Source organism: Hymenobacter lapidiphilus (assembly GCF_013377885.1).
GTDB lineage: Bacteria > Bacteroidota > Bacteroidia > Cytophagales > Hymenobacteraceae > Hymenobacter > Hymenobacter lapidiphilus.
This window is the reverse complement of sequence record NZ_JABKAU010000014.1, coordinates 69,172-95,199: the sequence shown is the minus strand read 5'-3', so window position 1 is coordinate 95,199 and position 26,028 is coordinate 69,172. Positions and strand designations below refer to the sequence as shown.

Genomic DNA, 26,028 nt, shown 5'->3' with positions numbered 1-26,028 from the left:
TTTCCCGGAGGGGAAACTAGTTTTTCGGGTTTGAACCTGTGAGCCTCTTATTGGACTCGAACCAACGACCTGCTCATTACGAATGAGCTGCTCTACCAGCTGAGCTAAAGAGGCACTTAGCCCGGCAGCGGACCCGCCGGGGCTGCAAATATAGACAGCCGGACGCATACCGCATAAGCGCCCAACGTTTTTTTTCGGGGCCCGGCTTTGGGTGGTTCCGGGGCTTTGCGGCATCTTTGCGGGTAGCATGGTAAAATCGATTCGTAAACTGCTGGTGCGCACCCTGGGCTTCGAGCGCTACATCCGGCTCGTGAGCCGCGTGTATCTGCGGCTGGTGGGCGCGGGCTGGGGCCGCAACAAGTATCCCGAGCTGTTTTTCCTGAAGAAACTCGTGCGGCCCGGCTTCGTGTGCCTCGATATCGGGGCCAACCTGGGCTACTACTCGGTGGCGCTTTCGCGGCTGGTGGGGCCCACGGGCCGGGTGCTGGCCGTGGAGCCGATACCGGCGTTCCAGGCCATCTGGCACGATAACGTGCGGCTTAGCGGCCACGACAACCTCACGCTGCTGCCGTATGCTTTGGGCAGCGAAAACACTACTGTGCAGATGGGTACGCCCGAGCGCGCCGGCCTGCTACACCACGGCATGACCAAAATTGCCGCCAGCAGCCCCACCGAAATCTACGCCCGCACCTACGAGGTGCCCATGCGCGTGCCCGACGAGCTGCTGGCCGACCTGCCCCGCCTCGATTTCGTGAAGTGCGATGTGGAGGGTTTCGAATCGGTGGTGTTTGCCAACATGCAGGCCACCCTGCGCCGCTGCCGCCCCCTGATTCAGACGGAGCTCAATGGCCTTGAAAACCGCCGGCAGGTGGTAGCGCTGCTGGCCGGCCTGGGCTACAAACCATTTGTGCTCTCGGCGCGTTCTGAACTCGTAGCCTGCTCCGAAGAGCAGCTCAACAGCGCCGTTACGGCCGATTTCTATTTTCAACCTGTTTCCTGAGCCGCCCCTTTCGGTTTCGTTGCCATGGCCAAATTCCTGATAATTCTGCTCGTTATCTGGCTCGTGAGCCGCTACATTCTGCCCGTGGTATTGCGCTGGGCAGTGAAGGCACTGGTGAAGAAGCAGGCGCAAAAATTCGGACAGCAGTTCGGGCAGAGCCCGTTCACCCAACCGCCACCCCGCCCGTCGGCCACTCGCCCCGCTACGGCCCCCGGCGAAGTCCACGTCGACTTCGTACCACCCCAGGCCGAACCCGATACCAAGGAGTTCAAAGGCGGCGAGTACGTCGATTTCGAGGAAGTGAAACAGTAAGTTAAAAAGAACGGTGTAGGGGCGGGGCTTGTCCCCGCCCGCCATTGAACGACCACGTCAGGTTCCGTTCGACGGCGGGCGGGGACAAGCCCCGCCCCTACATCGTTCTAAATTCCGAGGCCTACCCGGATGCCGGTGCCGGCGCGGCGGCCCGATTGCAGGCTGGTGTAAAAATCAACCCGCATGACTTTGAAGATGTGTTCGATGCCTGCACCCAGCTCCAGGTAGTGGCCGGCGGCGGGCGTGGTGAGGTAGTTGAGCGAGGCCACTTCCTGCCACTTCAGGTGGCGTAGCAGCGGTATTTTGTTCAGCAGGAAGCCGTTGAAATGGTGGTTGTAGTGCGCCTCCACAAACCGGTCGGCGGTGCTGAAACGGTAGTAGTCGAGCAGCTGAAACTGGCTGAAGTCGGCGGCCAGGTAGGTGCGGTTGCCGCTGAAGTGGCGGAAATCCATGAAGGATAGTTGAGGTGAGCCGGGGAAGAAGCCAGCCGCCACCCGGTAGTTGCTCGTGCCCAGCAAACCAAACGACACCGATTGCCGCAACCCAGCCTCCAGCAGCGTGTAGCGCACATCGGAGCTCAGCACGCTGCCAATTCCCTGCCGCCAGGTAAAGGAGAAAGTGGGCAGCTTTGAGCCCAGGTTGAACTTGCCGGTGGGCCGCGTAATGTACTTCTGGCCGGGCTGGAAGCTGGCCGTCAGCTCGGTGCTTAGGGCGCGGCTGCTGCCGAAGCCAGTGCCGCCGGGTAGCTCGGCCGCCACCGGCTCGTTGGGCGTAAAGGCGCGGTCTGGCGCGTCGCGGAGCAGTTTGGTAGTGGTGTTCTGCAGCTCGTGGCGCACATCGTAGCTGGCGCGGGCCAGCAGCGTGAGGCCGTTGAGCGGCTCCCACTGGTAGCCCAGCGCCGCGCCGTCGCGGCGGTAGAGCTTGGCGTAGTTGCGGTTTTCGAGCAGCGTGTAGTAGCTGTTGATGAAGGGCGTGAGCTGGCTGCTACGGTCGAAGTTTTCAACGGTGCGGCCCACCCGCACCAGCAGCCGGCTCAACCGCACAGGGTCGCGCTGCCAGCTGGCCGTTACGCTCGGGCTCAGCCGCTCGCTGCTGAAGCCGTAGCGCAGACTCGGCGTAACCGACCAGGTGCGCCGGTCTTCGGTGCGCTGCGTGAAGGTGGCCTCGGGGTTGAGCACCACGCCCTCGACGGTATTGTAGTTGAGGATGTTGAACACCGGGGCCACGTACCAGCTGCGCTTCTCGAAGGTGCGGCTGTAGGTGTAGCCCGTCAGCAGCAGCTCGCCCACGCCCAACTCGTTGCGCTTGCGGTCCAGCGAGTCCTGGTAGGGCCGCGACTTGCGGATGACCTCGGTGCTGTCCTTCACGCGGTAGTCCAGCTGCTCCTCGTCGGTGAGCGGCGTGGGGCGGATGGTGGCCCAGTAGGCGGTGTCGCGCTCATTGGCAGCCTTTTCCACCAGCATCACCTCGCCTTTGCGCAGCCGGCCCACGCCGCTGGTGTCGCGGGCGCTGGCCTGCTCGGCCTGTTTGGTCTGGCGACGCACGGCCCGGCTCAGGCCGCTCAGGTCGGGCCGCTGGCGCTTCACGTCGGCCACGGTTTCGCGGGTTACGGGCGCATCGTCGGCCACCGGGGGCGTGGGGGCCAGGGTAGGAGCAGGGCGGTTGGGGAAGGTGGGCGTAACGCGGTAGTTGGAGAGCACGGCCGTCGTGTAGCCGCTGCCCTTGAAACCGAAGGCCGTGAAGTTCACCGTAATCCGCTGCGACTGCATCACCCACACATCCGACGGCCCCGGCGCGGGCACAAACAGCTGCTCGATGTGCAGGCGGTCGACGTAATCAATCTGCGCGCTCTTGCTCAAATCCAGCGACACCGACTGCAGCCGCCAGGTGCCATCGACCACGTAGATGTGGCCGGCAAATACCGGGTCGGCGCTCCGGCGCGGCGTTACTTTGATTTTATGAATCAGCAGGCCATCCCGCTGACTGCTGCCCTCCAGTTCGTAGCGGTAAAACAGAAAGGCGTTGCTGGCAATCGGCGACACAAAGCCGCGCTCCGAAAAGCGGGCTTTTAGCAGGTTCTGGTAGAAATTGAGGCCCTCGCCGGCCCCGACGCGGTTGAAGCTCATGCCCCGGGCGTCGCCGCTCACCCGCGAAGAAATCATGCGCTCCTGCACCACGTTGGGCTGCCGGAAACTCAGCTCCGACACCGATTCGGAGAGGTAAAAAATGCCCGGCTTGATGTCGGGGCCCACTTTCACGAGACCCAAAATCTTGCCCGGTACGTCGGAGAAGCGGGCCAGCGTTTTCACGTAGGTGCGGGCTTTGAAGGCCGCCACTTCGCGCTCGTGGTAGCGGCGCCACTGCATGGCCTGCTGAATGATGGCGTAGGCGGGGTCTTTGTCGGAGCCGCGTACCACCACTTCGCGTAGCTGGTAGTTTTCGGGCTGTAGCGTCACGTTGAGCACCGTGGCCGTGTCGCCGCCGGCTACGCGCACCGTTTGCAGGCTGGGCCGGTAGCCCACGTACTGAAACACCAACTCGTAGGTGCCGGCCGCCAGGCGCAGCTGGTAGTTGCCCTGCTCGTTGGCGGCGGTACTGGTGGTGGTGCCGCGCACAGCCACGTTGGCGAAGGCCAGCCCCTCGCCCTTGGGGTCGGAGAGGCGGCCGCGCACCACCCCGCCCCAGGCCGGCCCGGCCAGCAAGGTGCTCAGTAGCAACAGAAACACAACGGCAGGGCGCAAATACAGCAGGGGCATACGAGGCGTAGAATAACAGACCATGCAAGTAAGAGCAAAACAATTGATTTACAGTTGCCCAGGGGTAGTCCGTCGGCAAAAGAAAGTAGCTTCCGAAGCAGCCGGTGAGCTATTTTGAGCGGCTTGTTGTTGAGGTCTGTATCTTGTTTCGCTCCCAACTTTTCGAAGCCGCCCGCTATGTTCAAACCCGCCGCTCCCAAGTTTTACACCCCCACCGAGGCCCTGCGCAAAATTGCCGAGTTCTGCGCCTATCAGGAGCGCTACCAGAAGGAGGTGGAGTCCAAGCTGCGCAGCTACGGCCTCAACGAAGACGAAGCGGGCGAAATCATCATCCGTCTGAGCCGCGAAAAGCTGCTCGACGAAGAGCGTTTCGCCCAAGCATACGTGCGCGGCCACTACAGCCAGAAGAAGTGGGGGCGCCGCCGCATTATGCAGGAGCTCAAGCAAAAAGGTATTTCCGACTATTGCATCAAGTCGGGCATGAAGGAAATCGACGGCGACCAGTACTACCAGAACCTAGTGGACCTGCTCGAAAAGAAGGACCGCCAGGAAAAGGAGCGCCACCCCGGCAAGCGTCGCCAGAAAATACAGGTATACCTGATGGGCAAAGGCTACGAGCAGGACCTGATTAAAATGGCTCTCGATGATTTGGGCAAAGAGCCTGAGGACGACGACGAGTAAGCCAGAACGATGTAGGGGCGGGGCTTGTCCCCGCCCGCCGTATGTACTGAAGCTGTTTAGGAAGTGTCTGCTATTTAAATGAACGTCATGCTGAGCTTGTCGAAGCATCTCTACTGCCTCGTTGAACGCCCCACTACAAAGCAGTAGAGATGCTTCGACAAGCTCAGCATGACGTTCTAGTTGACTTCCTAAACAGCTTCACTATCCCAACGATTCTGTTCAACGGCGGGCGTGGACAAGCCCCGCCCCTACACCGTTCTTATTGCTTCGCCGGTAGCTGCGGGTTCTGCATCTGTCGACTCAAAATCACCCGGCGGCCGGTCATGGTTTCGAGCATGGGCTTGAGGATTTGCTGGGCGTTCTGCTCGGTCTGGGCCAGAATACCGGAGTTGAGGGCGGCGCGGCGCACGTTCTGCTCGGCGTACTTGTAGCCGGCATCCACCAGCTCGGCATCCTGGAAAAAGCCGTTTTCGATGCTGTAGACTTTACTTTTGCTGTGGTCAATCTGCCACACGCACAGTTCGGGCGCCGGCAGGGCTACGCGCACTATCGAGTCGCCTTCCAGCACCACATCCTGAGGGCGCAGCTTGCGCAAATCGAGGCAGCCGATGGCGTTGCCGGCCACAATGAGGGCCACTTTGGCGTCGGGCAGGAAGCGGTAGGTGCTCTTTTTATACTCCACCACGTCGCGGAACTCGTAGCGCACCAGCTCCATGCGGCCCAGCGCCTCCACCTTTTGCAGCACCGTATTATGGGTGACGGTTACGCGGGGCGCGGGGTCGAGCGGGTTCTCGAAGTCGGCCAGCGCGGGGCGCACTTTGGTCCAGAGAAACCACCCTAGTCCTACCAGAAACAGCAGTGGCAACAGGCGGCGCAGTAGTTGGGGCATCAGGTAAGGAGTAATTGAGTTCAGGTATGATACGTGCGAAACACGTCTGACGGCGAATTGAACCCAAGCTTCAGGCGTTTAGCCGGCTTCCTCCATCTGCAGGGCATGCGCCTGCAGCGTGAAGCTCACTTAGCCCGGCGCGCCCCCAAACCCGCCCCAGGCCTGCAGGCCGCCGGTGTGGATGGCCATAACCGTGCTGCCGCGCTGGAAATGGCCCTTCGCCGCTAAATCAAACATCCCGAAAAGCAACTTGCTGGTGTAAATCGGGTCGAGCAGGATGCCGTGACGCTGTTGGAACCCGCCGATAAACTGCCGCAGCTCCGGCGAGAGACGGGCGTAACCACCGCCGTGGTAGTCGGTGTGCAGCTCCCAGTTGGTGTATGTGCGGCCGGTGGCCTGTTGGGTGAGCTGGTCTATATCGGCGCGCAGGAAATCGGCGCCTTTGAGGGCGGCTACGCCCAGGGCCTGGCGCTGGCCGTCGAGGCCGGTGAGCAGGCCGGCCAGCGTGCCACCGGTGCCGCAGGCCACGGCCAGCACGTCGAAAGTGGTGCGGGCCAGCAGCTGGCGGGCCAGCTCGGCACAGCCGGGCAGGGCGAGGGCGTTGGTGCCGCCTTCGGGCAACACGTAAGCCGGGCCCGTTTCGCGCAGAAAAGCGGTCAGCACTTCCGGCTCGTGCTTGCGGCGGTAGGTTTCGCGGTCGAGGAAGTGCAGCTCCATGCCGTCGGCGCGGGCGCGGGTTAGGGTGGAGTTGAGGGGCCGGCTGGCCAGCTCGTCGCCGCGCACGAAGCCCACGGTGCGGCGGCCCAGCAGGCGGCCCGCTGCCGCCACGGCCGCCAGGTGGTTGGAATAGGCCCCGCCGAAGGTCAGCAGCGTGTTCAGCCCCAGCCGGTCGGCTTCCTGCAGGTTGTGCTTCAGCTTGCGCCACTTGTTGCCCGGCAGCTCCGGGTGCGTCAGCTCGTCGCGGGCCAGCAGGAACTGCACGCCGTGGTGCTCGCCAAGTTCGGAAATGATGAGTTCGGGAGCCTGTGAGTTCATGTTGGGAAAGCTAACTCCATGCCTGTCATCCTGAGCGCAGCGAAGGACCTGCAGAGATGGTATTTAATGACGTTACCTTCTCACCAGGTCCTTCGCTCCGCTCAGGATGACAAACCGTTTCACTCACACCGAGTCACTCATTTACCATTCATCCTGCCAACAACTCGCCCAACTGCTCGCTGGCTGGCTGAACCCGGATGGCGTAATAGGCGGCTCCCAGCAGCAACAAGATCAGTAGCACCGACGATACCAACGACACGGTGTTGCCCAGCGCGTAGGCGGTGGGCTCAAACTTGAACTCGATGGTGTGCGTACCGGCCGGTACCGGCATGGCCCGTAGTACGTAATTAACCCGCAGATGCTGCACGGGCTTGCCATCTAAGTAAGCCTGCCAGCCGTCGGCGTAGTAGATTTCCGAGAACACCGCCAGCCCGTTCTGCACGGCGGTGGTGCGGTAGGTGAGGGCGTTGGGCGAGTACTTGGTCAGGGCGATGGTAGAGCCCTCGGCGGCGTAGCTGGCCTTCAGACCAGGGAACTTGCTGGCGTCCACAACGGCCGTGGTAGCGGGGTCGAGCGTCGTCAGGGCCTTGATTTCCTGGTCGGGACTCTGCACGGTTTGCACCTGGCTCACGTACCAGGCGTTGCCCAGCGCGCCGGGATTGCGGATGGCTTGGGCGGGCTGCTTCTCGGCGGGCGGCGTGATAAGGTAGCGGGTGTTGAGCATGTTGAGCACCGGGGCCGCATCGGGCCGGTTCTCGGTATAGATGCGCTGGAGCTGGGGCGAAATCTGGCGCTCAATAAGGTCCTGGTAGCGGCGCAGCTTGGCGCCGTGGTAGCCCCCGATGCTCTTATGGTAGTAGGACGTCTGAGCGTCGTTGAAGGGGTTAGCCATGTTCAGCACCCGGTAGCTCAAGTCCTTGTCCTGCAGAATCTGCTGGTCGGTAGCCGAAGGCACGAACTGCTCGGCCACGGTTTCGCGCTGGAAATTGTCGTCGTTGAGGTAGCGCTTATCTACGCCCCACAAGTCAACCAGCGTGAGCAAACCCACCAGCGCGGCAGCCATACCGGTGGAAAGCTTGCGCTGCAGGAAAAACCACAGCACCCCGGCCGCCAGCGCCATAAACAGCAGCGAGCGGAACACGTCACTGTTGAGCATAGAGGAACGGTCGGCTCGGATGGCTTCGAGCGGGAAGCCGCCCTGCTGCAACTGGGCATCAATGGGGGCGGCAAAATCGGAAACCAGACCCACCAGCAAGGCCAGTACGCACAGGCCGGCCGTGATGGCCAGGGCCCGCAGCACGTGCTTTTTCAGGTAGGCCGTATCCGTATCATCCTGCGGCCGGCCGGCTAGGGCAGCCAGGCTGGGGTGGCTGCTGATGGGCGCCGCCGGAGTGGCCGGCGCGAAGCCGGGGCGGCCCCGCAGCACCCGCGCCAAGGCCAGCACCGCCAGCACCGGCATGGCCAGCTGGGCAATTACCAGCGCCATGCTCACGGCCCGGAACTTGTTGTAGCCCGGGAACAGGTCGAACATCAGGTAGTTAAATGTCTCGAAGTTCTTGCCCCAAGCCAGTACAATGGACAGCAGCGTGCCCACCAGCAGCCAGATGCGGGTGCGGCGGTCGGCCACCATCAGCCCCAGTACGAACAGGAAAAACACCACCGCGCCCACGTACACCGGCCCGCTCGTAATGGGCTGGTCGCCCCAGTAGGTCGGCATCTGGGCCAGATAATCGGTCAGCTGGGCGGGCGGTACGCCGGCGGCCACCAGGGCTTTGCCGGTAGCCGAATTCTCGCTCAGCTTCATCTGCGAAGCACCCCCGTAGAAATTAGGAATCAGCAGGGTAGCCGTTTCGCCGATGCCGTAGCTGTAACTGAAGGCGTACTCGCGGTTGAGGCCCGACCCCTCGTCTATCGGGTCCTGCGAAGTGGGCTGGCCGGGCGCGGCGGGTGGCGGCGTGGTCAGCTCCGAGCGGCCCCGGATGCTGTACTGACCGTACTCGAGCGTGGTATACAGGCGGCCGAAGCTCACGCCTGCCGCCAGCAACGCCCCCACGGCTAGCAGGGCCGTGCGCGTGAAAAACTCGGGTAGGCGCTTCTCCTTGAATGCAAAAACCAGCTCTACTACCCCAAACACCAGCACCAGTAGCAGCAGGTAATAGGTTATCTGGAGGTGATTGGAGCGGATGTTCATGGCCAGCCCCAGCGTGAACAGCGCCATGCCCAGCCACTTGTTGCGCCGGAACGTGACCAGCAGGCCCGCCAGCACCAGCGGCGCGTAGGCCAGCGCCAGGCTCTTGGTGTTGTGGCCGGCGGCCAGAATAATCAGGTTGTAGCTCGTGAAGCCCAGCGCCACCGCGCCTACCACGCTCAGCAGCGGCGAGAGGCCCAGCGCCAGCCCCAGCGCGTAGCCGCACACCAGCGCCAGAAACAGGTTGGCCACTACGGCCGGCAAATCGAGCGTGAACAGCTTGTGCAGGTAAATGCTCAAATCGCCCGGAAAGCGGGTGCTGATGAGGTAGGTGGGCATGCCCGAGAACATGGAGTTGGTCCAGAGCGCCTCCTCGCCGGTGGCCTCGCGGAACTGGGCCGCCTCGCGGGCACCCCCGTTGAACTGCACGATATCGTGCTGGGCCAGGGTTTGGTCCTCGAACAGAATCGGGGCGAAATACACGCTGGCCAGCGTCAGGAAAAACAGCAGCGCCAGCAGGTGCGGCAGTACCCGGCGCCACAGCGGCACGGGCGTGGGGCGAAGAAGAGTAGTCATTCGGCTTGAAAAGAAGTCGGAATCAGAAGCCCGAAGGTACTATATGTTCGCGGGGGTAGAAGTAGCGGAAGGCGAGCCGGGCAAAAAGAACTCCGGGCAGAAAGAACGCCGGATAGAATAGAACGTCATTCAGAGCGCAGCGAAGAATCTCGCGTGCTGACGTCGAGTTTCCATCACAACATCAGCACGCGAGATTCTTCGCTGCGCTCTGAATGACGTTCTGTTTGTCCGGCTCATCCCAATCCCAAGGCCCCATCAAATCCCCGCCGCTCACCCGCTACTTTTGCCCCATGCTCCAGTTCTCCGACCTGTCCGCGCTGCTCGGCGGCACCGTGTTCCGGCAACCCACCGCCCCGGCCCCGGTGCAGCGGCTGCTGCTCGACAGCCGCCGCGTCGAAACGCCCGCCGACAGCCTGTTTTTCGCGTTGCGCGGCCCCCAGCACGACGGCCACCGCTATCTGCCCGAGTTGTACCGGGCCGGTGTGCGGCAGTTTGTGGTGGAAGCCGGCGTGGAGCTGCCGGGCGGTGCGGCGGCGTATCCGGAGGCCGGTTTACTGGCCGTGGATGACGTGCTGGCGGCTTTGCAGGCGCTGGCGGCCCACCATCGGCGGCAGTTCGCGCTGCCCGTGTTCGGCATCACGGGCTCCAACGGCAAAACTATTGTCAAGGAGTGGTTGGCGCAGCTGCTGAGCCCCGATGAGCTGGTGTGCAAGAGTCCGCGCTCCTACAACTCGCAGGTGGGCGTGCCGCTGAGCGTGTGGGAGTTGAATGCGCGGCACTCGCTGGGCATCTTCGAGGCCGGTATTTCCGAGCCCGGCGAAATGGCCCGGCTGGCCCGCGTCATCCAGCCCACGCTGGGCATCTTCACCAACCTGGGCACTGCCCACGACGCCGGTTTTGTTTCCTGGGAAGAAAAAGTAACCGAGAAGATGCGCTTATTTGAGCAGGTCGAAACCCTGTTCTACTGCGCCGACCACCCGCCGGTACACGCCGCCGCCCGCCACCAGCTGCCGCCCGAAAGGCTGGCCGCCTGGACACGCCAGCGGGCCGTGTACGAGGCCGGCGAAGCGCGCTGGCTGGTGTCAGTCAAGGAAACGCTGGCCGACCGTACCGTGCTGCGCCTCAAGCAAGCCGGAGCCGAATCGCACACCTTCACGCTGCCCTTCGCCGACGAGCCCTCGCTGGAAAATGCCCTGCACGGCCTCGTGGTGCTGCTGCACCGCGAACTGGCGCCCGACGAAATCCAGCGCCGGCTGGAGCGCTTGCAGCCCGTGGCCATGCGCCTGGAGATGAAGCAGGCCCTCAACGGCTGCTACGTGCTCGACGACACTTATAACAACGACCTGGCTGGCCTGCGCCTCGCCCTCGACGCGCTCAGTCGCCAGCCCCGCCGCCTGCCGCGCACGCTCATCCTCTCCGACGTGCTCGAATCGGGTCTCGAAGGCGCCGAGCTGTACGCCCGCGTGGCGGCCCTGCTGCCCACCTCAGGCGTGGTGCGCCTTATCGGCGTCGGACCCGACATCAGCCGGCACCAAGTCGCCTTTACCGGCCTGCAAACCCACTTCTACCCCGATACCGACGCGCTGCTGGCCGATTTTCGGGCCGATGATTTCCGGGAGGAGCTGCTGCTGGTGAAGGGCGCCCGGCGCTACGGCTTCGAGCGGGTGGTGGCCGCGCTCCAGCAGAAGCTCCACGGCACGGTACTCGAAGTCAACCTCGATGCGCTGGTGCACAACCTCAACTTCTACCGCCGCCGCCTGCGCCCCGGCGTGAAGCTGATGGTGATGGTGAAGGCCTTTGCCTACGGCAGCGGCTCGACGGAAGTGGCCAATCTGCTCCAGTTTCATCGTGCCGACTACCTGGCCGTGGCCTACGCCGATGAGGGCGTGGAGCTGCGCCGCCAGGGCATCAGCCTGCCCATTATGGTGATGAACCCGGCCCCCGACTCGTTCGCCACCCTGCGCCAGTACCATCTGGAGCCCGAAATCTACTCCTTCGAGTTGCTGCAGAGCTACCTCAATGCCGCCCAACAAGCGCCCCTGCCGCCCATCCATCTCAAGCTCGATACCGGCATGCGCCGCCTTGGTTTCGGCGAGGAAGACGTGGCCGAGCTGGGCGCACTGTTGCATGCCAACGCCGTGCTGGTGCCGGTGGCCAGCATACTTACCCACCTGGCCAGTGCCGACGAGGCCGGCCACGACGGTTTTTCGCGGGGCCAACTGGCCGCCTTCGGCCGCCTCACTGCGGTGTTAGAGCATATTATCGGCTACCCCGTGCTCAAACACGCCCTCAATACGGCCGGCATTCTGCGTTTCCCCGAGGCCCAGTTTGACATGGTGCGCCTGGGTATTGGCCTGTACGGCGTGGAGGCCAGCGGCCAGCAGCCCGACGCGCTACGGCCCGTCAGCAGGCTGCGCACCACGGTTTCGCAGGTGAAAACCCTGCCCGCCGGCTACACCGTGGGCTACGGCCGCCGCGGCGAAGCCACCAGCTACGAGCGGCGCATTGCCACGCTGGCCATTGGCTACGCCGACGGCTACGACCGACGCTTCGGCAACGGGGTGGGGGAGGTGCTCATTCGGGGCCAGCGCGCGCCCATAGTCGGCAGCGTGTGCATGGATATGTGCATGGCGGACGTAACCGATCTGCCCAACGTGCTGACCGGCGACGAGGCCGTGGTGTTCGGCGAGGGCCTGCCGCTGCCCGCGCTGGCCGCCCGCATCGGCACCATTGCCTACGAGTTGCTAACTAATGTGAGCGAGCGAGTGAAGCGGGTATTCGTGGCGGAATAGAAGGCGGCGGGTACCGCGCAATAGGGCGTTTGAGTGGCACTAAAAGAGCTAAATTGGTAGTGGCCCGGAGCCCCAGGGCCGGGGCGAAGTTGAGTGCAGCTATGGCAGCACCCAACGCAAGAGCCGTTGCTACGTAAAGCATAGCACAACCTTTCCATTCACTTGCATAATTTAATTTCGATGAAAAAGTCCTTTCTACCTGCTCTGGCCGCCATTGCCTTACTCGCTTCTTCCTGCTCCGACCTCAAGAACCCGGCCGAGGTAAACGAAGCCTCCGAGGCCACCGCCGATACGGCCGTGGTATTTGATAATGGCCGCACTGCTGAAGGCATGGCCACTTCCGCCGCCAACGCCACCGAAGATGTCTTTACGGTGAACGACGCCGAAATGCGTGACGCTACAATGGAGGAAATCGACCTGCCCGAAATTACGGTGCGCGAAAATGACCGTCTCAACCTCTACGGCCTCGATGAGGAAGTGCTTTTCGATACTGATAAGGCCGTTATTAAGCCTACGGCAACGCGCGCCCTCTCCGAAATCGGCGCTTCCATCAACCGCCGCTACCAAGGAAAACAGGTGCGCGTACTGGGCTTTGCCGACTCGCGCGGCTCCAAAGATTACAATATGGACTTAGCCCGTGAGCGGGCCGCCGCCGTGAAGGAATGGCTCGTAACCAAGGGCATGATGAAGGCCGACATGGTCAGCATCGAGTCGATGGGCGAGAAAGCTCCCGTGGCCACCAATGCCACGCCCGCCGGCCGTCAGCAGAACCGCCGGGTAGAAATTGCCGTGCTCAAACAATAACCGCAGCCGTTGCAGATGATTGGTTGCCGCAGATGCAGGCGTCAACGTTTACCAATCGTCAACCAGATTCTGCCAAATATCCGTTAAACAAAAGAGCCCGGCTAACAAGCCGGGCTCTTTTGTTTAACGGATATTTGCTTTGTTGCTGACGCCTGCATCTGCAGTATCCAATCATCTGCAACAGCTGCACCTTCTGTGGTTTATTTGATCTGGTCGACTTCGGCGCGGATCATAGCGTTGTAGCGCTTGCCGTCGTTGGCCAGCGTGATGAGGCTCCAGCCGCGGCCTATGGTGTAGTTCCAGGTCAGGGCCTCCTTGTATTCGAAGGTGGGCTTCAGAATCTGGCCGTAGGGCGTATAGTTATCCATGAAGTTGACAGTGTAGAAGTTGTCGCCGCTCACGATCCACTCCATTGCCACGAAGAAGCCTTCCTTTGGTGCCTCAATGTTGTACTCGGTCAGATCGACGGTGTACCACTCGCCACCCTTCGGAGCCGACACCACAATGTTTTCGGTCAGTAGGTCGGTGTTGGGTGAATTGTAGTTGCCGTCGGCTTTGTAGAGACGCACGCGGAACGGCTCGCGGGGGAAGCCGTTTTCACCAATATAGAACGAAACGGTACGCACGTTGCCCAGGTCTTTGCCCTTCTCGTTCTTCACGAAGAAGGCGTACTGGCTGCCGGGCATACCCTGAATCATGCCCTCGCCAGGCGTGTTGGAGCGCGAACCCAGTCCCAGGTTCTTGATTTTGGCGCTGCTGACTACGTTTACGTTCTCCAGCTTGATGGCCAGCTTGGTTACCTCAATAATCATGTCCTGCACCTTCTGGCCGGGCTTGATGAGGACCGATTTGCGGCGGTAGCCCAGGGCTACGATAACCAGGGAATCCTGCGGGTTTTTCTGGGGCATAGCCATCTGGAAAAAGCCGTATTCGTTGGTCAGGGCACCGGTCTGCTCTTCCTTCAGGCCGATGGAAGCAAACGGGATGGGTTCCTTACTAGCCTCATCAACGATGCGGCCGGTAATTTTTGCCTCCTGGGCAAAGCTTAGCAGTGGAAATGCCAGAAGCAGGCAAAAAAGAGCAAGTAAGCGTGTGATCATGGGTAGCCAGACTAAGATATATGCCAAAACTACAATGAAAATAGGCACTACGCGCAATACTTCAAAGAATATTTATACTAATGCAATTTCATTTCGGAATAATTATAGGTCAGCCACTTAACAGGTCGTTACCCGGTTGGGTAGCAAGGGCGAATTTTGGCCGAAACATAAAAGGGTAGTATCTTTGTTTGAAGAGAATCTAAATAGCTCCCTGCCGTGCCCGACCCTTCCACCCTCGTATCTGCCCCACCCATGCAACGTAGCGTGAAAGACCTGAAAATGGGCGAATCGGCCACGATTTGCTGCCTCCAGGATCCTGAGATGGCACTCAAGCTGCTCGAAATGGGCTGCATTCCCGGCACGCAGGTTCGTCTCAACAGCCGGGCACCGCTGGGTTGCCCCATTACGCTGGTGGTCGGCGAGCAGTGCGACTACACACTGTCGCTCAGGGTAAGTGAGGCGGCCACTATTCTGCTGAAATAACGGGGCCCCGAATGACGAGCGGGGAGGATATGATTACGGACCCGGCCGGCGTTGCCGGATCGGTGGAGCGCCTGGAGGTGGCCGCCGGACGGACCGGGGGGCTGCTGGCCCGCATTGCGCTGGTAGGCAACCCCAACTCGGGCAAGTCGTCGCTGTTCAATCAGCTCACCGGCCTCAACCAGAAAGTCGGCAACTTCCCCGGCGTTACCGTCGACCGCAAAACCGGCATCAGCCAGCTCACGCCCCAGCTGCGGGCCGAAATAATCGATTTGCCGGGCACCTACTCGCTCTACCCCAAGAGCCTTGATGAGAAGGTAATCACCAGCCTGTTCTACGACCACACCAGCCCGCAGTATCCCGATTTTGTGGTGGTAACGGTGGACGCCAGCAACCTGCGTCGCAACCTGCTGCTGTTTACCCAGCTGGCCGACTTAGGCTTGCCTGCCATCCTGGCCCTCAACATGATGGACACGGCCGAGCAGCACGGCATCCAGATTGATATTGCGGCCCTCCAGCAGGAGCTTGGCGTGCCCGTGGTGCCGCTGAATGCCCGTAAAGGCGTGGGCATTGCGGCCCTCAAAATCCTGATGAGCCAGACGCTGGGGGCCCCCACAATGGGTTTCTACAAGCCTGAAGAGGATCTGGTGCCCATGGTGCGGCAGATTCGCGACTACTTCAACCTGCACAACGATTACCTGGCGCTACACTACGCCCACCAGTACCGCCACCTGGCTTTCCTGAGTCCCGACGAACGGGCTTACCTGGAGGAGCTGACGACGAAGTACGACTTCAAGCCCACCGTCCGGCAGGCCCAGGAAACCATTGCCCGCTACGCCCGCGTCAACGAGATTCTGCTGAACTGCGTGACCGTGACGCGCACCGAGCAGAATGAGCCCTACAGCAACCGCCTCGACAAGGTGCTCACGCATCGGGTGTGGGGTTACGGCATTTTCTTCGGCATCCTGTTTCTGATGTTCCAGGCCGTGTTTGCCTGGGCCAGCTACCCCATGGAGCTGATTGACCAGGGCGTGGCCTGGATCAACTCCCTTATCCAGACCAACTTCAGCGGCCCGCTTATCAACCTGCTCACCGAGGGCGTGCTGGCGGGCTTGGGTGGGGTCCTGATCTTCATTCCGCAGATTGCCCTGCTCTTTGCCTTCATTGCAGTGCTGGAGGAAACCGGCTACATGGCCCGCGTCACGTTCATGATGGACCGTATCATGCGGCGCTTCGGGCTGAACGGCAAGAGCATCGTGCCCCTGATTTCGGGCGTGGCCTGCGCCGTGCCAGCCATTATGAGCGCCCGCACCATCGAAAATCGCAAAGACCGGCTGATTACCATCTTCGTTACGCCGCTCATGTCGTGCTCGGCCCGGATTCCGGTGTACACCGTGCTCATCGGGCTGGTGGTGCCCGACGAGGCCGTGCTGGGTATTTTCAACCTGCGCGGCTTCGCGTTGATGGGGCTGTATTTGCTGGGCTTTTTCGCGGCCATCTTCTCGGCCTGGGCCATGAAACTGCTGATGCGCACCACCGAGCGGAGCTACTTCATCATGGAGTTTCCGGTGTACCGCTGGCCGCGCTGGAAAAACGTGGGCATTACCATTCTGGAGAAGGTAAAAACCTTTGTTTTCCAGGCCGGTAAGGTAATTCTGGCTATTTCCATTATCCTGTGGGTGCTGGCTACCTATGGCCCCCCCGGCCGCCTGGAGCAGGTGGAAACCCAGGCCCGCGCCATCGCCGCCACCCAGCGCCTGACGCCCGATGAAACCGAGGCCCGCGTAGCCTCCGAGCGGCTCGAAAACTCCTACGCCGGCATCTTCGGCCACGTGCTGGAGCCGGCCATTCGCCCGCTGGGCTTCGACTGGAAAATCGGTATTTCGCTGATAACTTCCTTTGCGGCCCGCGAGGTATTTGTGGGCACCATGAGCACGATTTATAGCGTGGGCCAGGATGCCGATGAACTGACGGTACAGCAAAAGCTGGCCGCCGAAAAGGATATTTACGGCCAGCCTTTCTTCACGCCGGCCCGCTCGTTTTCGCTGCTCGTGTTCTACGTATTTGCTATGCAGTGCATGAGCACGCTGGCTGCCACCTACCGCGAAACCAAGGGCTGGAAATGGCCCATGCTCCAGCTCATCTACATGACCGGCCTAGCCTATGTATCCTCGTGGCTGGTGTATAGCCTGATGAGCTAGAAGAACGACGTAGGGGCTTGCCCCCGCCCGCCATTGAACGCTTACCGTTGAAGCGGTGCGAACGGCGGGCCGGTACAAGCCCCCCCCTATATCCCTACCAAAAATACTGCCGGCTGCTTGTGGATATCCGGTTTGGGGCGTTTGCGCCAACCGGCCACGGTATCGGTAACGATGAACTCGTTGGGGGCCGTGAGGCTGGCGGCCACGCACAGGCGGGTGCCGGGGTGCAGTCCGGCAAGCAAATCGTCGAGCAGCGGCAGGTTGCGGTAAGGCGTTTCGATGAACAACTGGGTTTGGTGCAGTTGCAGGGCCTGCTGCTCCAGCTTCTTGATGGCCGCCAGTCGCGGGCCCCGCTCAATGGGTAGGTAACCGTGGAAGGTGAAGCTCTGCCCGCTCATTCCCGAAGCCATCAGAGCCAATAACAGGCTGCTAGGCCCCACCAGCGGCACTACCCGGATGCCCAACTGGTGGGCACGGCGGGCCAGTTCGGCGCCCGGGTCGGCAATGCCAGGGCAGCCAGCCTCCGAAATCACGCCCGCATCCTGGCCCTGTAGCACCGGTTGGAGGGCGGCTTGCACTTGGGCCTCGGTGCTATCCTTGTCGATTACGCTGATGCGCAGCTGCTCGATGACGTGCTCCGGAGCCACGCGCTTGATAAAGCGGCGGGCCGTGCGGGCGTTTTCTACTAGGAAGCACGACAGCGCCACCACCTGCGTGGCCACCTGCGGCGGCAGCACCTGCATCTCAGTATCGTCGGCCAGAATAGTAGGAATCAGGTAGAGCGTACCGGGCATCTTGGGAATGGATGAATGAGTGACTCGGTGAATAAGTGGGCAAAGGTTTTTGTCATCCTGAGCGGAGCGAAGGATCTGGTGAGAAGCCGATCAGTAATGTTAGGTTCTCTCCAGATCCTTCGCTTCGCTCAGGATGACAGGCGGGTTCAGCTACATTCCCACAAAATCCTGCACCAGCCCAAACACTTCGTCGGGCTTTTCGGAATGCACCCAGTGGCCGGCGTCGAGCACGGTGGCTACCTGCGAGTTGGGGAACAGGGCCGGAATACCGTGGAGCTTATCTTCGGCATCGATATAATCTGACATGCCGCCATTGATGAACAGCGCGGGCTTGAGGAAGGGCTGCGTGCCGGTAATTTCGATGCCGATGTCCGCCATCTGCTCTGTGAGTACGGGCAAGTTCACACGCCAGGCAAACGAGTTGTCATCCTGGCGGTAAAGGTTTTTGAGCAGAAACTGCCGCACGCCGAAGCTGGAAATGTGGCGGGCCAGCGCATCGTCGGCGGCTTGGCGGCCGTCGCATTGCGTGAAATCGACTGAATTCAGTCCATCCAGAATGGCATCCTGGTGGCGCATATCGGAGGCGCGGGGCGCAATATCAACCACAATGAGCTTGCCCAGGCGGTCGGGGTAATCGAGGGCGAAGCGCATGGCTGCCTTGCCGCCCATACTATGGCCTAGCAGTGTGGTTTCGGGGCCCAGGCCCAGCTGATCGAACAGGCCGAGCACATCGGCGGCCATGGCCGGGTAGGTGTGCTCGGGCGAGTGGGGAGAGCGGCCGTGGTTGCGTAAATCAACCGAAATAACGCGGTGGCCGGCCTCAGCCCAGCGCCGGGCCAGCGTCTGCCAGTTGTCGAGGGTGCCAAACAGGCCGTGCAGGATAACCAGCGGGGTGCCCTGCCCCGTTTCGCGGTAGTGGAGTTGCAGCATAGGCCGCAAAAATAGCGAAATGGGTTGGGGGGGCGGCGACTTTCCTTTCTTAAGAGTCCACTTAGCCCTCTTGGGCCGAGGCCTCGGGCAGGGCGGCGGGCAGCGTAACGTATACCGTAGTGCCCTGGCCAAGGATGCTTTCGATGCGCAGGGAGCCGGCCTGCCGGCTGGCGAAGGCCCGGCATAGCAGCAGCCCCAAGCCTGTGCCCGAACGCGGGCCCTGCAGGGGTTGGGCCAGGGCTTCGGAGCGGTGCAGGGCAACTACCTGCTCGGGCACCATTCCCGACCCCGTATCCTCTACCCGCAGCGTTATCCGTCCGGGGCTGGTTTCCTGAGCGGCCAGCCAAACCTTTCCGCCCGAAGGCGTAAACTTAAGGGCGTTGCCTACCAGGTTGCGCAGGATGGTCTGGGTCATGTGGGAATCGGCCCAGAGCAATAGTTCCGGCCCGGCATCGAGGTGCATCGTGAGTTGCTTGGCCTCCAGGGCGTTGGCATACAGGCGGTGCGTGTCTTCGAACAGCTCGGCCACGGCCAGTGCCCGTGGCCGGAAGGCCAGTTCGCCCGTCTGGCTGACGGCCCAGTTGAGCAGGTTGTCGAGCAGGTGGTTGAGCTGCTGGGCCGATTGGCGCACCAGCTCGGGCAGGCGGCGCAGGCCGGCCTCGTCGCCCTGGCGCAGGTAAAAGTCAATCAGCTCGGTAACGCTGGCAAACGACGTAACGGGGCCGCGCAGGTCGTGAGCCACAATGGCATAGAGACGGTCCTTGGAGGCCGCCACCTGGCGCAACTCGGCCGAGGTCTGCTCCAGGGCCTTATTATTGGCGGCTACTGCGGCGCGACTGCGGCGCAACTTGGTGTAAAGCAGCCCGACCCCGCCCAAACCCAGCAGCAGCGCCAGGATAGCCGCAACCTGGGCCCGGTTGCGCTGCTGCATCACGTTTTCGCGGTCGGTGAGCTGCTGAATGATTCGCTCTTTATCGGCCGTTTCGTAGCGGGTTTGCAGGGCCATCAGCGTTTGCAGGCGCGAACGGCTGTTAAGGCTGTCGTTGAGGCTGCGAAACCGCAGCTGCCACTCGTAGGCCTGGTCGTACTCGCGGCGGGCCGCGCTGATGTCGGCCAGCAGGCTGTAGGCATCGAGCACCCGCTCCTGGTAATCGAGGCTGCGGGCCAGGCTCAGGGCTTGGCGGGTGAGCTCCTCCGCTTCCTCCAGCTCATTATTGAGCAGCAATACCGTGGCCAGCAATTCCAGGTGGCCGGCCTCGAAGCGCTGGCCAGGCAGTGGTTCCAGCAGGCTCACGGCTTTGCGCAGCAGACCTTCGGCCGTGTTCAGGCGCTTCATCTGCAGATAATATGTGCCCAAGTTGGCCAGATACAGCGACTCGCCAGCCCGGTCGCCGTTGTCACGGGCCAGTGCCAGCGCCCGGCGGGTGAACAGCATGCCCCGCGAGCGGTAGCGCATCGTAAAATACAGGTTGCCCAGATTACCGAACAGTATCAACTGTGAGCTTACCTTCACAGCGGGCTCATAAGCATATTGAAGGCCCCGGCGGTAGTTGAGCAGGGCTGCGGCCGTGTCGTTGCGCTCATGGTACACGCTGCCTATGCCGGTAAAGCTGCGCACCAGCCCATCGTTGGAGCGCAGTTGCCGGGCCAGCAGCAGGGCTTCCTGCTGCAGCTCCAGGGCATGCGGGCCATCGGCCAGGTTGGCGTAGCAGCTGGCCAGCGCCAGCAGCCCGCGCATCAGGCCGGGTCGGTCGGATAGCTTGCGGGCCAGGGTTATGGCCTGCTCGCCGTAGCGCAGGGCCTTGGTTGGGTGGTTGTCGTGCAGCAGATAGCACAGCTCGTTCAGCCGCCGTACACGGCCCGTATCAGCTGGCTGGGTTTGCAGTTGCTGCCGCAGCTCGGGCACCGTAGCAGCTCGCCCCCACAGGCTACTGAGCAGCAAGGCAACGAGCAGAAAGCAGCGCATCGGCAACTGATAAGAGGGAGGTATGGCTGGTGCAGCCCCATTGCGGCACTGATGGCGCTAAATATAGTCTTTTGTAACTGTCAATCAACGCGCCGGTGGGCGGCTGGCGGCATTGCCCACGCTAACGCAACTAGCGGCACCTGGTTGGCCTCGTGCCTGCTCAGGTAGTGCCGGTAAGAGCTGGCGCGAACTGTAAGCGGCATCGGCCGGTTCCCTGAAGTGCCCGAACGGGCGCTATAGCCAGCAAATCCAGGTTTGGCGGCGTTCCAGCGGGGTATTGCGCAAGAACTCCGTCAGCGGCTGCAGGTCAGTAAGCACCGAAGTCAGGGTGATGCTCTGCCCGTCGCGCAGGTGCAGGCGCAGGTAGTCGTAGGGACTCCAGAAGGGGCGGCGTGAGCGGCAGGTAACCCGCTCAACGCGCAGCAGGTCGTGCTTCTCAAACGGAACTTGAGTGGTGCCCTCGTACACTTCCAGCCGGTTCTGCTTGGGCTCGAACACCAGCGTGGTGTGCAGGTTACGGATGCTATACTGCCCGTGCAGCAGCAGCGCCGGCCCCGCAAACCCCAGCACCACCACCGTCATAACCAGCAGCAGAACCCACTCGTGCGGAGCCAGCGTGTCGGCGTAAAAAAAAGCTCCTAGAAACGGCAGCCCCACGCCCAGGCACAGCAGCGGCCAGAACAACAGCCGCAGCTGCCGGGCATAGTTGAGCTGGTAGGTGTGGCTTTTGCGGCTGAACAGGCCGCTGAACAGCCGCAGCCCCAGTACCAGCGCAGCCACCAGCGCGGCTGCCTCCAGCAGCGGCCGCAGGAAATACAGCAGCTTCATTGGGTAGTAGTATGGTAAAGGGAACTGGGGTAGCTGATAAGCCGGTTTGTGGGCATTCAGCGCAGCATACGGCTCACGGGAAAAAGCACCAGCAGTAAGGCTAAAAGTACTAAGGTGCCAAAGAACGTTTGCGCCTGAGCTTTACTGGCTGGTTTAACTGGATAACGGCTCAGTATACGGGCAACCGTTTCATCGGCAAGCAACAGGCGTCGATTGAGGTAGCACACGGCAACCCAGATGGCAACAGTACTTATAGATCCTATTTCAATGTTGAGAGCATCTGTTACCAAAGACATTACTTGTAAAAATGGAAAAAATAGAAACGAATCCAAGAAGAGCATAGTCGCTTCAGGTAGCTTCTCCACTTTAGCATCGGGCAAAAGAATATGGATGTAATGATAGCTGCGAGCAAAAAGCCAGTGGATGGGGTTCATCAGGGAGAAACTAATAAGTTACTGTTATACTCCACCTTGGCGGGTTGGCTAAATAGCGCATTTGCCACAGCCAGAGTGGTTTCCCGAAGCAGCCTCGTGACAGCAGCTACAACCCACTGCCAATTGCTAAAATTAGCTCACCAGAATCCAGGGTTCGTCGGCGTGGTGGGCGCGCAACGTGCCAAACGGCTCCAGCGCTAGGCCATGCTGTCCGAACACGGCCCGCACGGCCTCGCGGCCGGCGGGGTCTACGCACACCAGCAGGCCACCCGAAGTCTGGGGGTCGCAGAGCCAGGCGCGCTGCTCGTCGGTTACTGCGCCCACTTTGTGGCCGTACGAGTCCCAGTTGCGCACCGTGCCGCCCGGAATCGACTTCTGAGCGTAGTAGGCGGCGGCTTCCGGAATCAGCGGTACCTTATCGAACTCGATTTCAGCGGTCAGGTTACTGCCTTCGCACACCTCGGCTAGGTGGCCCAGCAGCCCGAAGCCTGTCACGTCGGTCATGGCCCGCACGGCTTCCAGCGGCCCCAGCTCGGCCCCGATTTTATTTAGCATCATCATGCTCTGGGGGGCTAGCTGCTCGTCTTCGGGCCGCAGAATGCCTTTTTTCTGGGCCGTCGTCAGCATGCCCACGCCCAGCGGCTTGGTTAGGTACAGCTCGCAGCCGGCCGTGGCGGTGTCGTTTTGCTTGAGGTTTTTGATGTCGAGCAGCCCCGTAACGGCCAGCCCGAAAATGGGCTCCGGCGAGTCGATGCTGTGGCCACCGGCCAGCGGGATACCCGCCTCGGCGCAGATGCTGCGGCTGCCTTCAATCACGCGGCGGGCTACTTCGGGCGGCAGCTTATCAATAGGCCAACCCAGCACAGCAATGGCCATAATCGGCCGCCCGCCCATGGCGTACACATCCGAAATGGCGTTGGCCGAGGCAATACGTCCGAAATCGTAGGCGTCATCGACGATGGGCATGAAGAAGTCGGTGGTGCTGATAACGGCCTGCCCACCGCCGATGTCGTACACGGCCGCGTCGTCGCGCGAGGCGTTGCCTACCAGCAGCTTGTCGTGGGTGGGCTGGGGCAGGCTGGTGTGCAGAATCTGGTCGAGCACTTTGGGCGCGATTTTGCAGCCGCAGCCCGCGCCGTGGCTGTATTGGGTGAGGCGGATTTTATCAGTTTCAGTCATGCTATTTTAGTTGGGGTTCTAGCAGAGGGGCACAGGCGGTTTTACAGAGGTACGCAGAGGCGAACTCCGCAAACTTCTGGGTTAGCCTCCCTCTGGGTTAGTTTCTGCGCTCCTCTGTGGGAAATGATGCCCGGGCTGCCTCCAGCACCAACCCGGCGTTTATTACCGGGTCGCAGGTGTCGGAAGGTACGGTTACGAAGGGGCGGCCATCGAGGCCGTGCGAGTAAGTTTTGTCGTAGTAGTCGAGCACCAATCTCACCATTTTGGGCATGTCGTTTTCGCCAATGGCCGACAGGGCTTCCTTGGTGGCCAGCCCGCCCAGGCGCTTGCGGATGCGCAGTATCGAGGCGGCCAGTGCAGCCGGATCCTGGCGGCCGTACTCGTCGGCCAGCTTGGCTACGCGCACCTCGCGCGGAATTTCCAGCACCACCAGCGGAGCCGTGCGCAGCTGCTCGAACAGGCCGCCCGGCACCGCCACGCGCCCAATGCCGCGGCTTTCATCCTCCACCCAAAACGGGGCCTCGGCGGGCAGCGCGGCCAGCCGGGCGGCTAAGTCGTTCTCGAACTGCTCTTGGGTGGGTTGCTCGGGCTGGCCGATGCTGCCAAAAGCCGATCCTTTGTGAGATGCCAATCCTTCGAGGTCGAGCATGGGCTGCTGCTGAACCGCCAGCGCGTGCAATACATCGGTTTTACCCGAGCCCGTGAGGCCGCCCAGCACCCACATAGCGCGGGGCTGCTCAAACTCGGCCAACGCCCAGTGGCGGTAATCTTTGTACCCTTTATCCAGCAGCTGCACCTTAAAACCAGCCAGCTCCAGCAGCCACTGCACGGCTCCCGAGCGCATGCCGCCACGCCAGCAATGCACCCGCACCTGCTTGTTGGGGGCCAGTTTGCCGGCCAATTTCACCATCTGGCTCATGCGAGGCCCGAACAAATCGAGCCCCAGCAGCACGGCCTTATCCTGGCTCTGCTGCTTATAGGTGGTGCCGATGCGGGCCCGCTCGTTGTCGGTGAACAGCGGAAAGCTGACAGCCCCCGGAATATGCCCCTGCGTGTACTCGACCGGTGCCCGCACATCCAGAACAGGCACGTTGGCATCGGTTTGCAGAAAATCAGGCAGGGTAAGACGGGGCATTTATTTGAATTAAAAATTAAGGGGTGAAGGGTTGGGCTGTCATCCTGAACGGAGCTCAGGATGACAGCCCAACCTTTGTGCCTGCCAACTGGCGCAGGTACAGCTGCACGGTATTTTCCAGCCCCAGGTACAGCGCGTCGCAGACCAGGGCATGGCCGATGCTGACTTCGGCTAGGCCGGGCAGGTTCTGGGCCATATAGGCGAGGTTATCGAGGTCGAGGTCGTGGCCGGCATTGAGGCCCAGGCCGAGCTGCTGGGCCAGCTGGGCAGCTTCGCGGTAGGGCAGGAGGGCAGCTTCGCGGTCGGCGTGGTAGCGGCTGGCGTAGTCTTCGGTGTAAAGCTCGATGCGGTCGGTGCCGGTGGTAGCGGCGGCGCGCACCAGTTCAGCCACGGGGTCGAGAAAGATGCTGACGCGGCAGCCCAGGCCTTTCAGCTCGGCCACAATGTCGCGCAGGTAATCCTGGTGCTCAATCGTGTTCCAGCCGGCGTTGGAGGTAATGGCATCGGGCGCGTCGGGCACCAGCGTTACCTGCTCAGGCCGTACTTCGCGCACCAAGTCCAGGAAATCGGGCGTCGGGTTGCCCTCTACGTTCAGCTCGGTTTTTACCACGGCCTTCAGGTCGCGCACGTCCTGGTAGCGAATGTGGCGCTCATCGGGGCGGGGGTGTACTGTAATGCCTTGGGCCCCGAACCGCTCAATGTCGCGGGCGGCCTGCAACAAATCGGGACGGTTGTGACCGCGCGCATTCCGCAGGGTGGCTATTTTATTTATGTTTACGCTAAGCTTCGTCATACCGGGGGCGGGCTGAAAGAAAAGTACGGGCCGTAAAGATACGTAGCCCCAACAGCCCGGGGCCTTTTAAAGTTGAAGCCCATGACTGCCGCGCCGTTTGTTCGTTACCGCTTTGCCGCCGGGTTTGCCTTGCTGCTGCTGGCCGTAGTCGGGGTTGAGTTTCTCATCATCCAGCGGTCAGACTTTGCGTTTAGGCCCGCATTGCCCGCTGCCGTCAGTTTCGATCTGGTGGTGTTGCTGCCAGTGCTGTTCTATCTGCTCGTGGTGCGGCCCTACCGCCTGCCAGTCGGCACGGTGGCTACTGCCTTTGCCGGCGCGGTGGCGCTGGCGTTCTGGCTGCTGCCGCCTGCCCAGCAAACCTACCTGGCCTGGACCAGATACGGCCTGGTGGCTGCCGAGGGGCTGGTACTGGCGCTGGGTCTACTGAATCTGCACCGCCTGCGCCGGGCCTTCCGCGTGGCTCATGCCCAAACCCCCGACATGGTAGCCAGCCTGCAAACCGCCTTTCAGAGCGTTTTTGAAAGGCCGCTTACGTTCGTGGTTACCGAAATCAGCCTGGTGTATTACGCTTTGCTGAGCTGGCGGGCCCGCGCCGAAATCCGGCCTACCGACCATGTTTTTACTGCTTACCGCAATTCGGCATTTACGGCCTCCTTCGCCACGGTGGGGCTGTTGTCGGTGGTGGAAATGGGGGTGGCGCACGTGCTGCTGCTGCGCTGGAGCCCTACGGCGGCGCTGTGGGGAGGGCTAATGCACGGTTACGGTTTGCTGCTACTGCTGGCTCACCTGCGGGCCGTGCGCTTACGGCCGGTGCGCCTGACTGACAGCGGTGAGCTGGTGTTACGGGTGGGTTTTCTATGGGAATTGCGCCTGCCCGCTACGCTCATTACCGCCTGCATTCCAATCAATGATGTGCCGCCTGCCGCGCCGGGCCTTGTCAACGCGGCTCGCTTGCTGCTCACCCCGCCTAACCTGTTACTCACCCTGCACGAGCCTCATTATGCCAGTGGCCCCTACGGCCGGCCGCAAAAAGTCAGCCAGCTGGCCCTTTACCTCGACGACCCGGTTAGCTTCCGCGCGGCCCTGCTGTCACTGGTCGAGCCAGGGCACTAACTGCGCTGCATCCGGTATTAAGCCGTAATTTTACCTCTTCCT

At 61.7% G+C, this 26,028-nt stretch carries 21 protein-coding genes and 1 tRNA gene; 8 read left to right on the top strand and 14 right to left on the bottom strand.

Annotation, left to right across the window (positions count from 1 at the left end):
• Positions 1-41: 41 nt before the first annotated feature.
• Positions 42-114, bottom strand: a tRNA-Thr gene (locus HW554_RS09710).
• A gap of 133 nt (positions 115-247) precedes the next feature.
• Between HW554_RS09710 and HW554_RS09705 the strand changes: the two genes are divergently transcribed.
• On the top strand, positions 248-1,000 hold the full coding sequence (locus HW554_RS09705; RefSeq protein ID WP_176908387.1) for an FkbM family methyltransferase: 753 nt from the start codon (positions 248-250) through the stop codon (positions 998-1,000).
• Positions 1,001-1,024: 24 nt separating this feature from the next.
• Complete coding sequence (locus HW554_RS09700; RefSeq protein ID WP_176908386.1) at positions 1,025-1,312, top strand: DUF4834 family protein; 288 nt, start codon at positions 1,025-1,027, stop codon at positions 1,310-1,312.
• 107 nt (positions 1,313-1,419) lie between these two features.
• On the opposite strand, the gene HW554_RS09695 is transcribed toward HW554_RS09700, so the two are convergent.
• Complete coding sequence (locus tag HW554_RS09695) at positions 1,420-4,068, bottom strand: DUF5686 and carboxypeptidase regulatory-like domain-containing protein (RefSeq protein WP_176908385.1); 2,649 nt, start codon at positions 4,066-4,068, stop codon at positions 1,420-1,422.
• Positions 4,069-4,245: 177 nt separating this feature from the next.
• Here HW554_RS09695 and HW554_RS09690 point away from each other — a divergent pair, with 177 nt between their 5' ends.
• Entirely contained in the window at positions 4,246-4,749 is a 504-nt protein-coding gene (locus HW554_RS09690) for a regulatory protein RecX (protein ID WP_176908384.1), read from the top strand.
• Positions 4,750-5,008: 259 nt separating this feature from the next.
• On the opposite strand, the gene HW554_RS09685 is transcribed toward HW554_RS09690, so the two are convergent.
• From HW554_RS09685 to HW554_RS09675, 3 genes are all read right to left on the bottom strand, one after another.
• The gene (locus HW554_RS09685) at positions 5,009-5,638 is read right to left on the bottom strand and encodes a DUF4230 domain-containing protein (RefSeq protein ID WP_176908383.1); all 630 of its coding nucleotides are present in this window, start codon (positions 5,636-5,638) and stop codon (positions 5,009-5,011) included.
• A 129-nt stretch (positions 5,639-5,767) separates the two neighbouring features.
• Positions 5,768-6,673 carry a 1-aminocyclopropane-1-carboxylate deaminase/D-cysteine desulfhydrase gene (locus HW554_RS09680; protein ID WP_176908382.1) on the bottom strand — a complete coding sequence of 302 codons (906 nt, stop codon included), beginning with the start codon at positions 6,671-6,673 and terminating at the stop codon, positions 5,768-5,770.
• A 148-nt stretch (positions 6,674-6,821) separates the two neighbouring features.
• Positions 6,822-9,437, bottom strand: coding sequence for a YfhO family protein (locus HW554_RS09675; protein WP_176908381.1), 2,616 nt, complete (start codon positions 9,435-9,437; stop codon positions 6,822-6,824).
• A 290-nt stretch (positions 9,438-9,727) separates the two neighbouring features.
• On the opposite strand from HW554_RS09675, the gene HW554_RS09670 reads away from it, so the two are divergent.
• Positions 9,728-12,229, top strand: coding sequence for a bifunctional UDP-N-acetylmuramoyl-tripeptide:D-alanyl-D-alanine ligase/alanine racemase (locus HW554_RS09670; protein WP_176908380.1), 2,502 nt, complete (start codon positions 9,728-9,730; stop codon positions 12,227-12,229).
• A 180-nt stretch (positions 12,230-12,409) separates the two neighbouring features.
• The gene (locus HW554_RS09665) at positions 12,410-13,033 is read left to right on the top strand and encodes an OmpA family protein (protein WP_176908379.1); all 624 of its coding nucleotides are present in this window, start codon (positions 12,410-12,412) and stop codon (positions 13,031-13,033) included.
• Between the two features lie 200 nt (positions 13,034-13,233).
• On the opposite strand, the gene HW554_RS09660 is transcribed toward HW554_RS09665, so the two are convergent.
• Positions 13,234-14,133, bottom strand: coding sequence for a carboxypeptidase-like regulatory domain-containing protein (locus HW554_RS09660; protein WP_176908378.1), 900 nt, complete (start codon positions 14,131-14,133; stop codon positions 13,234-13,236).
• A gap of 216 nt (positions 14,134-14,349) precedes the next feature.
• Between HW554_RS09660 and HW554_RS09655 the strand changes: the two genes are divergently transcribed.
• On the top strand, positions 14,350-14,616 hold the full coding sequence (locus tag HW554_RS09655) for a FeoA family protein (protein WP_394354319.1): 267 nt from the start codon (positions 14,350-14,352) through the stop codon (positions 14,614-14,616).
• A gap of 11 nt (positions 14,617-14,627) precedes the next feature.
• Positions 14,628-16,814, top strand: coding sequence for a ferrous iron transport protein B (gene feoB, locus HW554_RS09650; RefSeq protein WP_176908377.1), 2,187 nt, complete (start codon positions 14,628-14,630; stop codon positions 16,812-16,814).
• An 86-nt stretch (positions 16,815-16,900) separates the two neighbouring features.
• Here feoB and HW554_RS09645 read toward each other — a convergent pair whose 3' ends face one another.
• From HW554_RS09645 to HW554_RS09610, 8 genes are all read right to left on the bottom strand, one after another.
• Entirely contained in the window at positions 16,901-17,608 is a 708-nt protein-coding gene (locus HW554_RS09645) for an SAM-dependent methyltransferase (RefSeq protein ID WP_176908376.1), read from the bottom strand.
• A 150-nt stretch (positions 17,609-17,758) separates the two neighbouring features.
• The gene (locus tag HW554_RS09640; RefSeq protein ID WP_176908375.1) at positions 17,759-18,538 is read right to left on the bottom strand and encodes an alpha/beta fold hydrolase; all 780 of its coding nucleotides are present in this window, start codon (positions 18,536-18,538) and stop codon (positions 17,759-17,761) included.
• Positions 18,539-18,599: 61 nt separating this feature from the next.
• Positions 18,600-20,504, bottom strand: a complete 1,905-nt coding sequence (locus HW554_RS09635; RefSeq protein ID WP_176908374.1) for a sensor histidine kinase — start codon at positions 20,502-20,504, stop codon at positions 18,600-18,602.
• A 234-nt stretch (positions 20,505-20,738) separates the two neighbouring features.
• Complete coding sequence (locus HW554_RS09630) at positions 20,739-21,332, bottom strand: hypothetical protein (protein ID WP_176908373.1); 594 nt, start codon at positions 21,330-21,332, stop codon at positions 20,739-20,741.
• Positions 21,333-21,388: 56 nt separating this feature from the next.
• Complete coding sequence (locus HW554_RS09625) at positions 21,389-21,766, bottom strand: hypothetical protein (RefSeq protein WP_176908372.1); 378 nt, start codon at positions 21,764-21,766, stop codon at positions 21,389-21,391.
• Between the two features lie 132 nt (positions 21,767-21,898).
• Complete coding sequence (gene selD, locus HW554_RS09620) at positions 21,899-22,945, bottom strand: selenide, water dikinase SelD (protein ID WP_176908371.1); 1,047 nt, start codon at positions 22,943-22,945, stop codon at positions 21,899-21,901.
• Between the two features lie 97 nt (positions 22,946-23,042).
• Positions 23,043-24,080, bottom strand: coding sequence for a tRNA 2-selenouridine(34) synthase MnmH (gene mnmH, locus HW554_RS09615; RefSeq protein WP_176908370.1), 1,038 nt, complete (start codon positions 24,078-24,080; stop codon positions 23,043-23,045).
• Between the two features lie 55 nt (positions 24,081-24,135).
• Positions 24,136-24,873 (bottom strand): pyridoxine 5'-phosphate synthase, encoded by a 738-nt coding sequence (locus HW554_RS09610; protein ID WP_176908369.1) that lies wholly within the window; start codon positions 24,871-24,873, stop codon positions 24,136-24,138.
• A gap of 81 nt (positions 24,874-24,954) precedes the next feature.
• Between HW554_RS09610 and HW554_RS09605 the strand changes: the two genes are divergently transcribed.
• Positions 24,955-25,986 carry a hypothetical protein gene (locus HW554_RS09605; protein WP_176908368.1) on the top strand — a complete coding sequence of 344 codons (1,032 nt, stop codon included), beginning with the start codon at positions 24,955-24,957 and terminating at the stop codon, positions 25,984-25,986.
• Positions 25,987-26,028 lie beyond the last annotated feature (42 nt).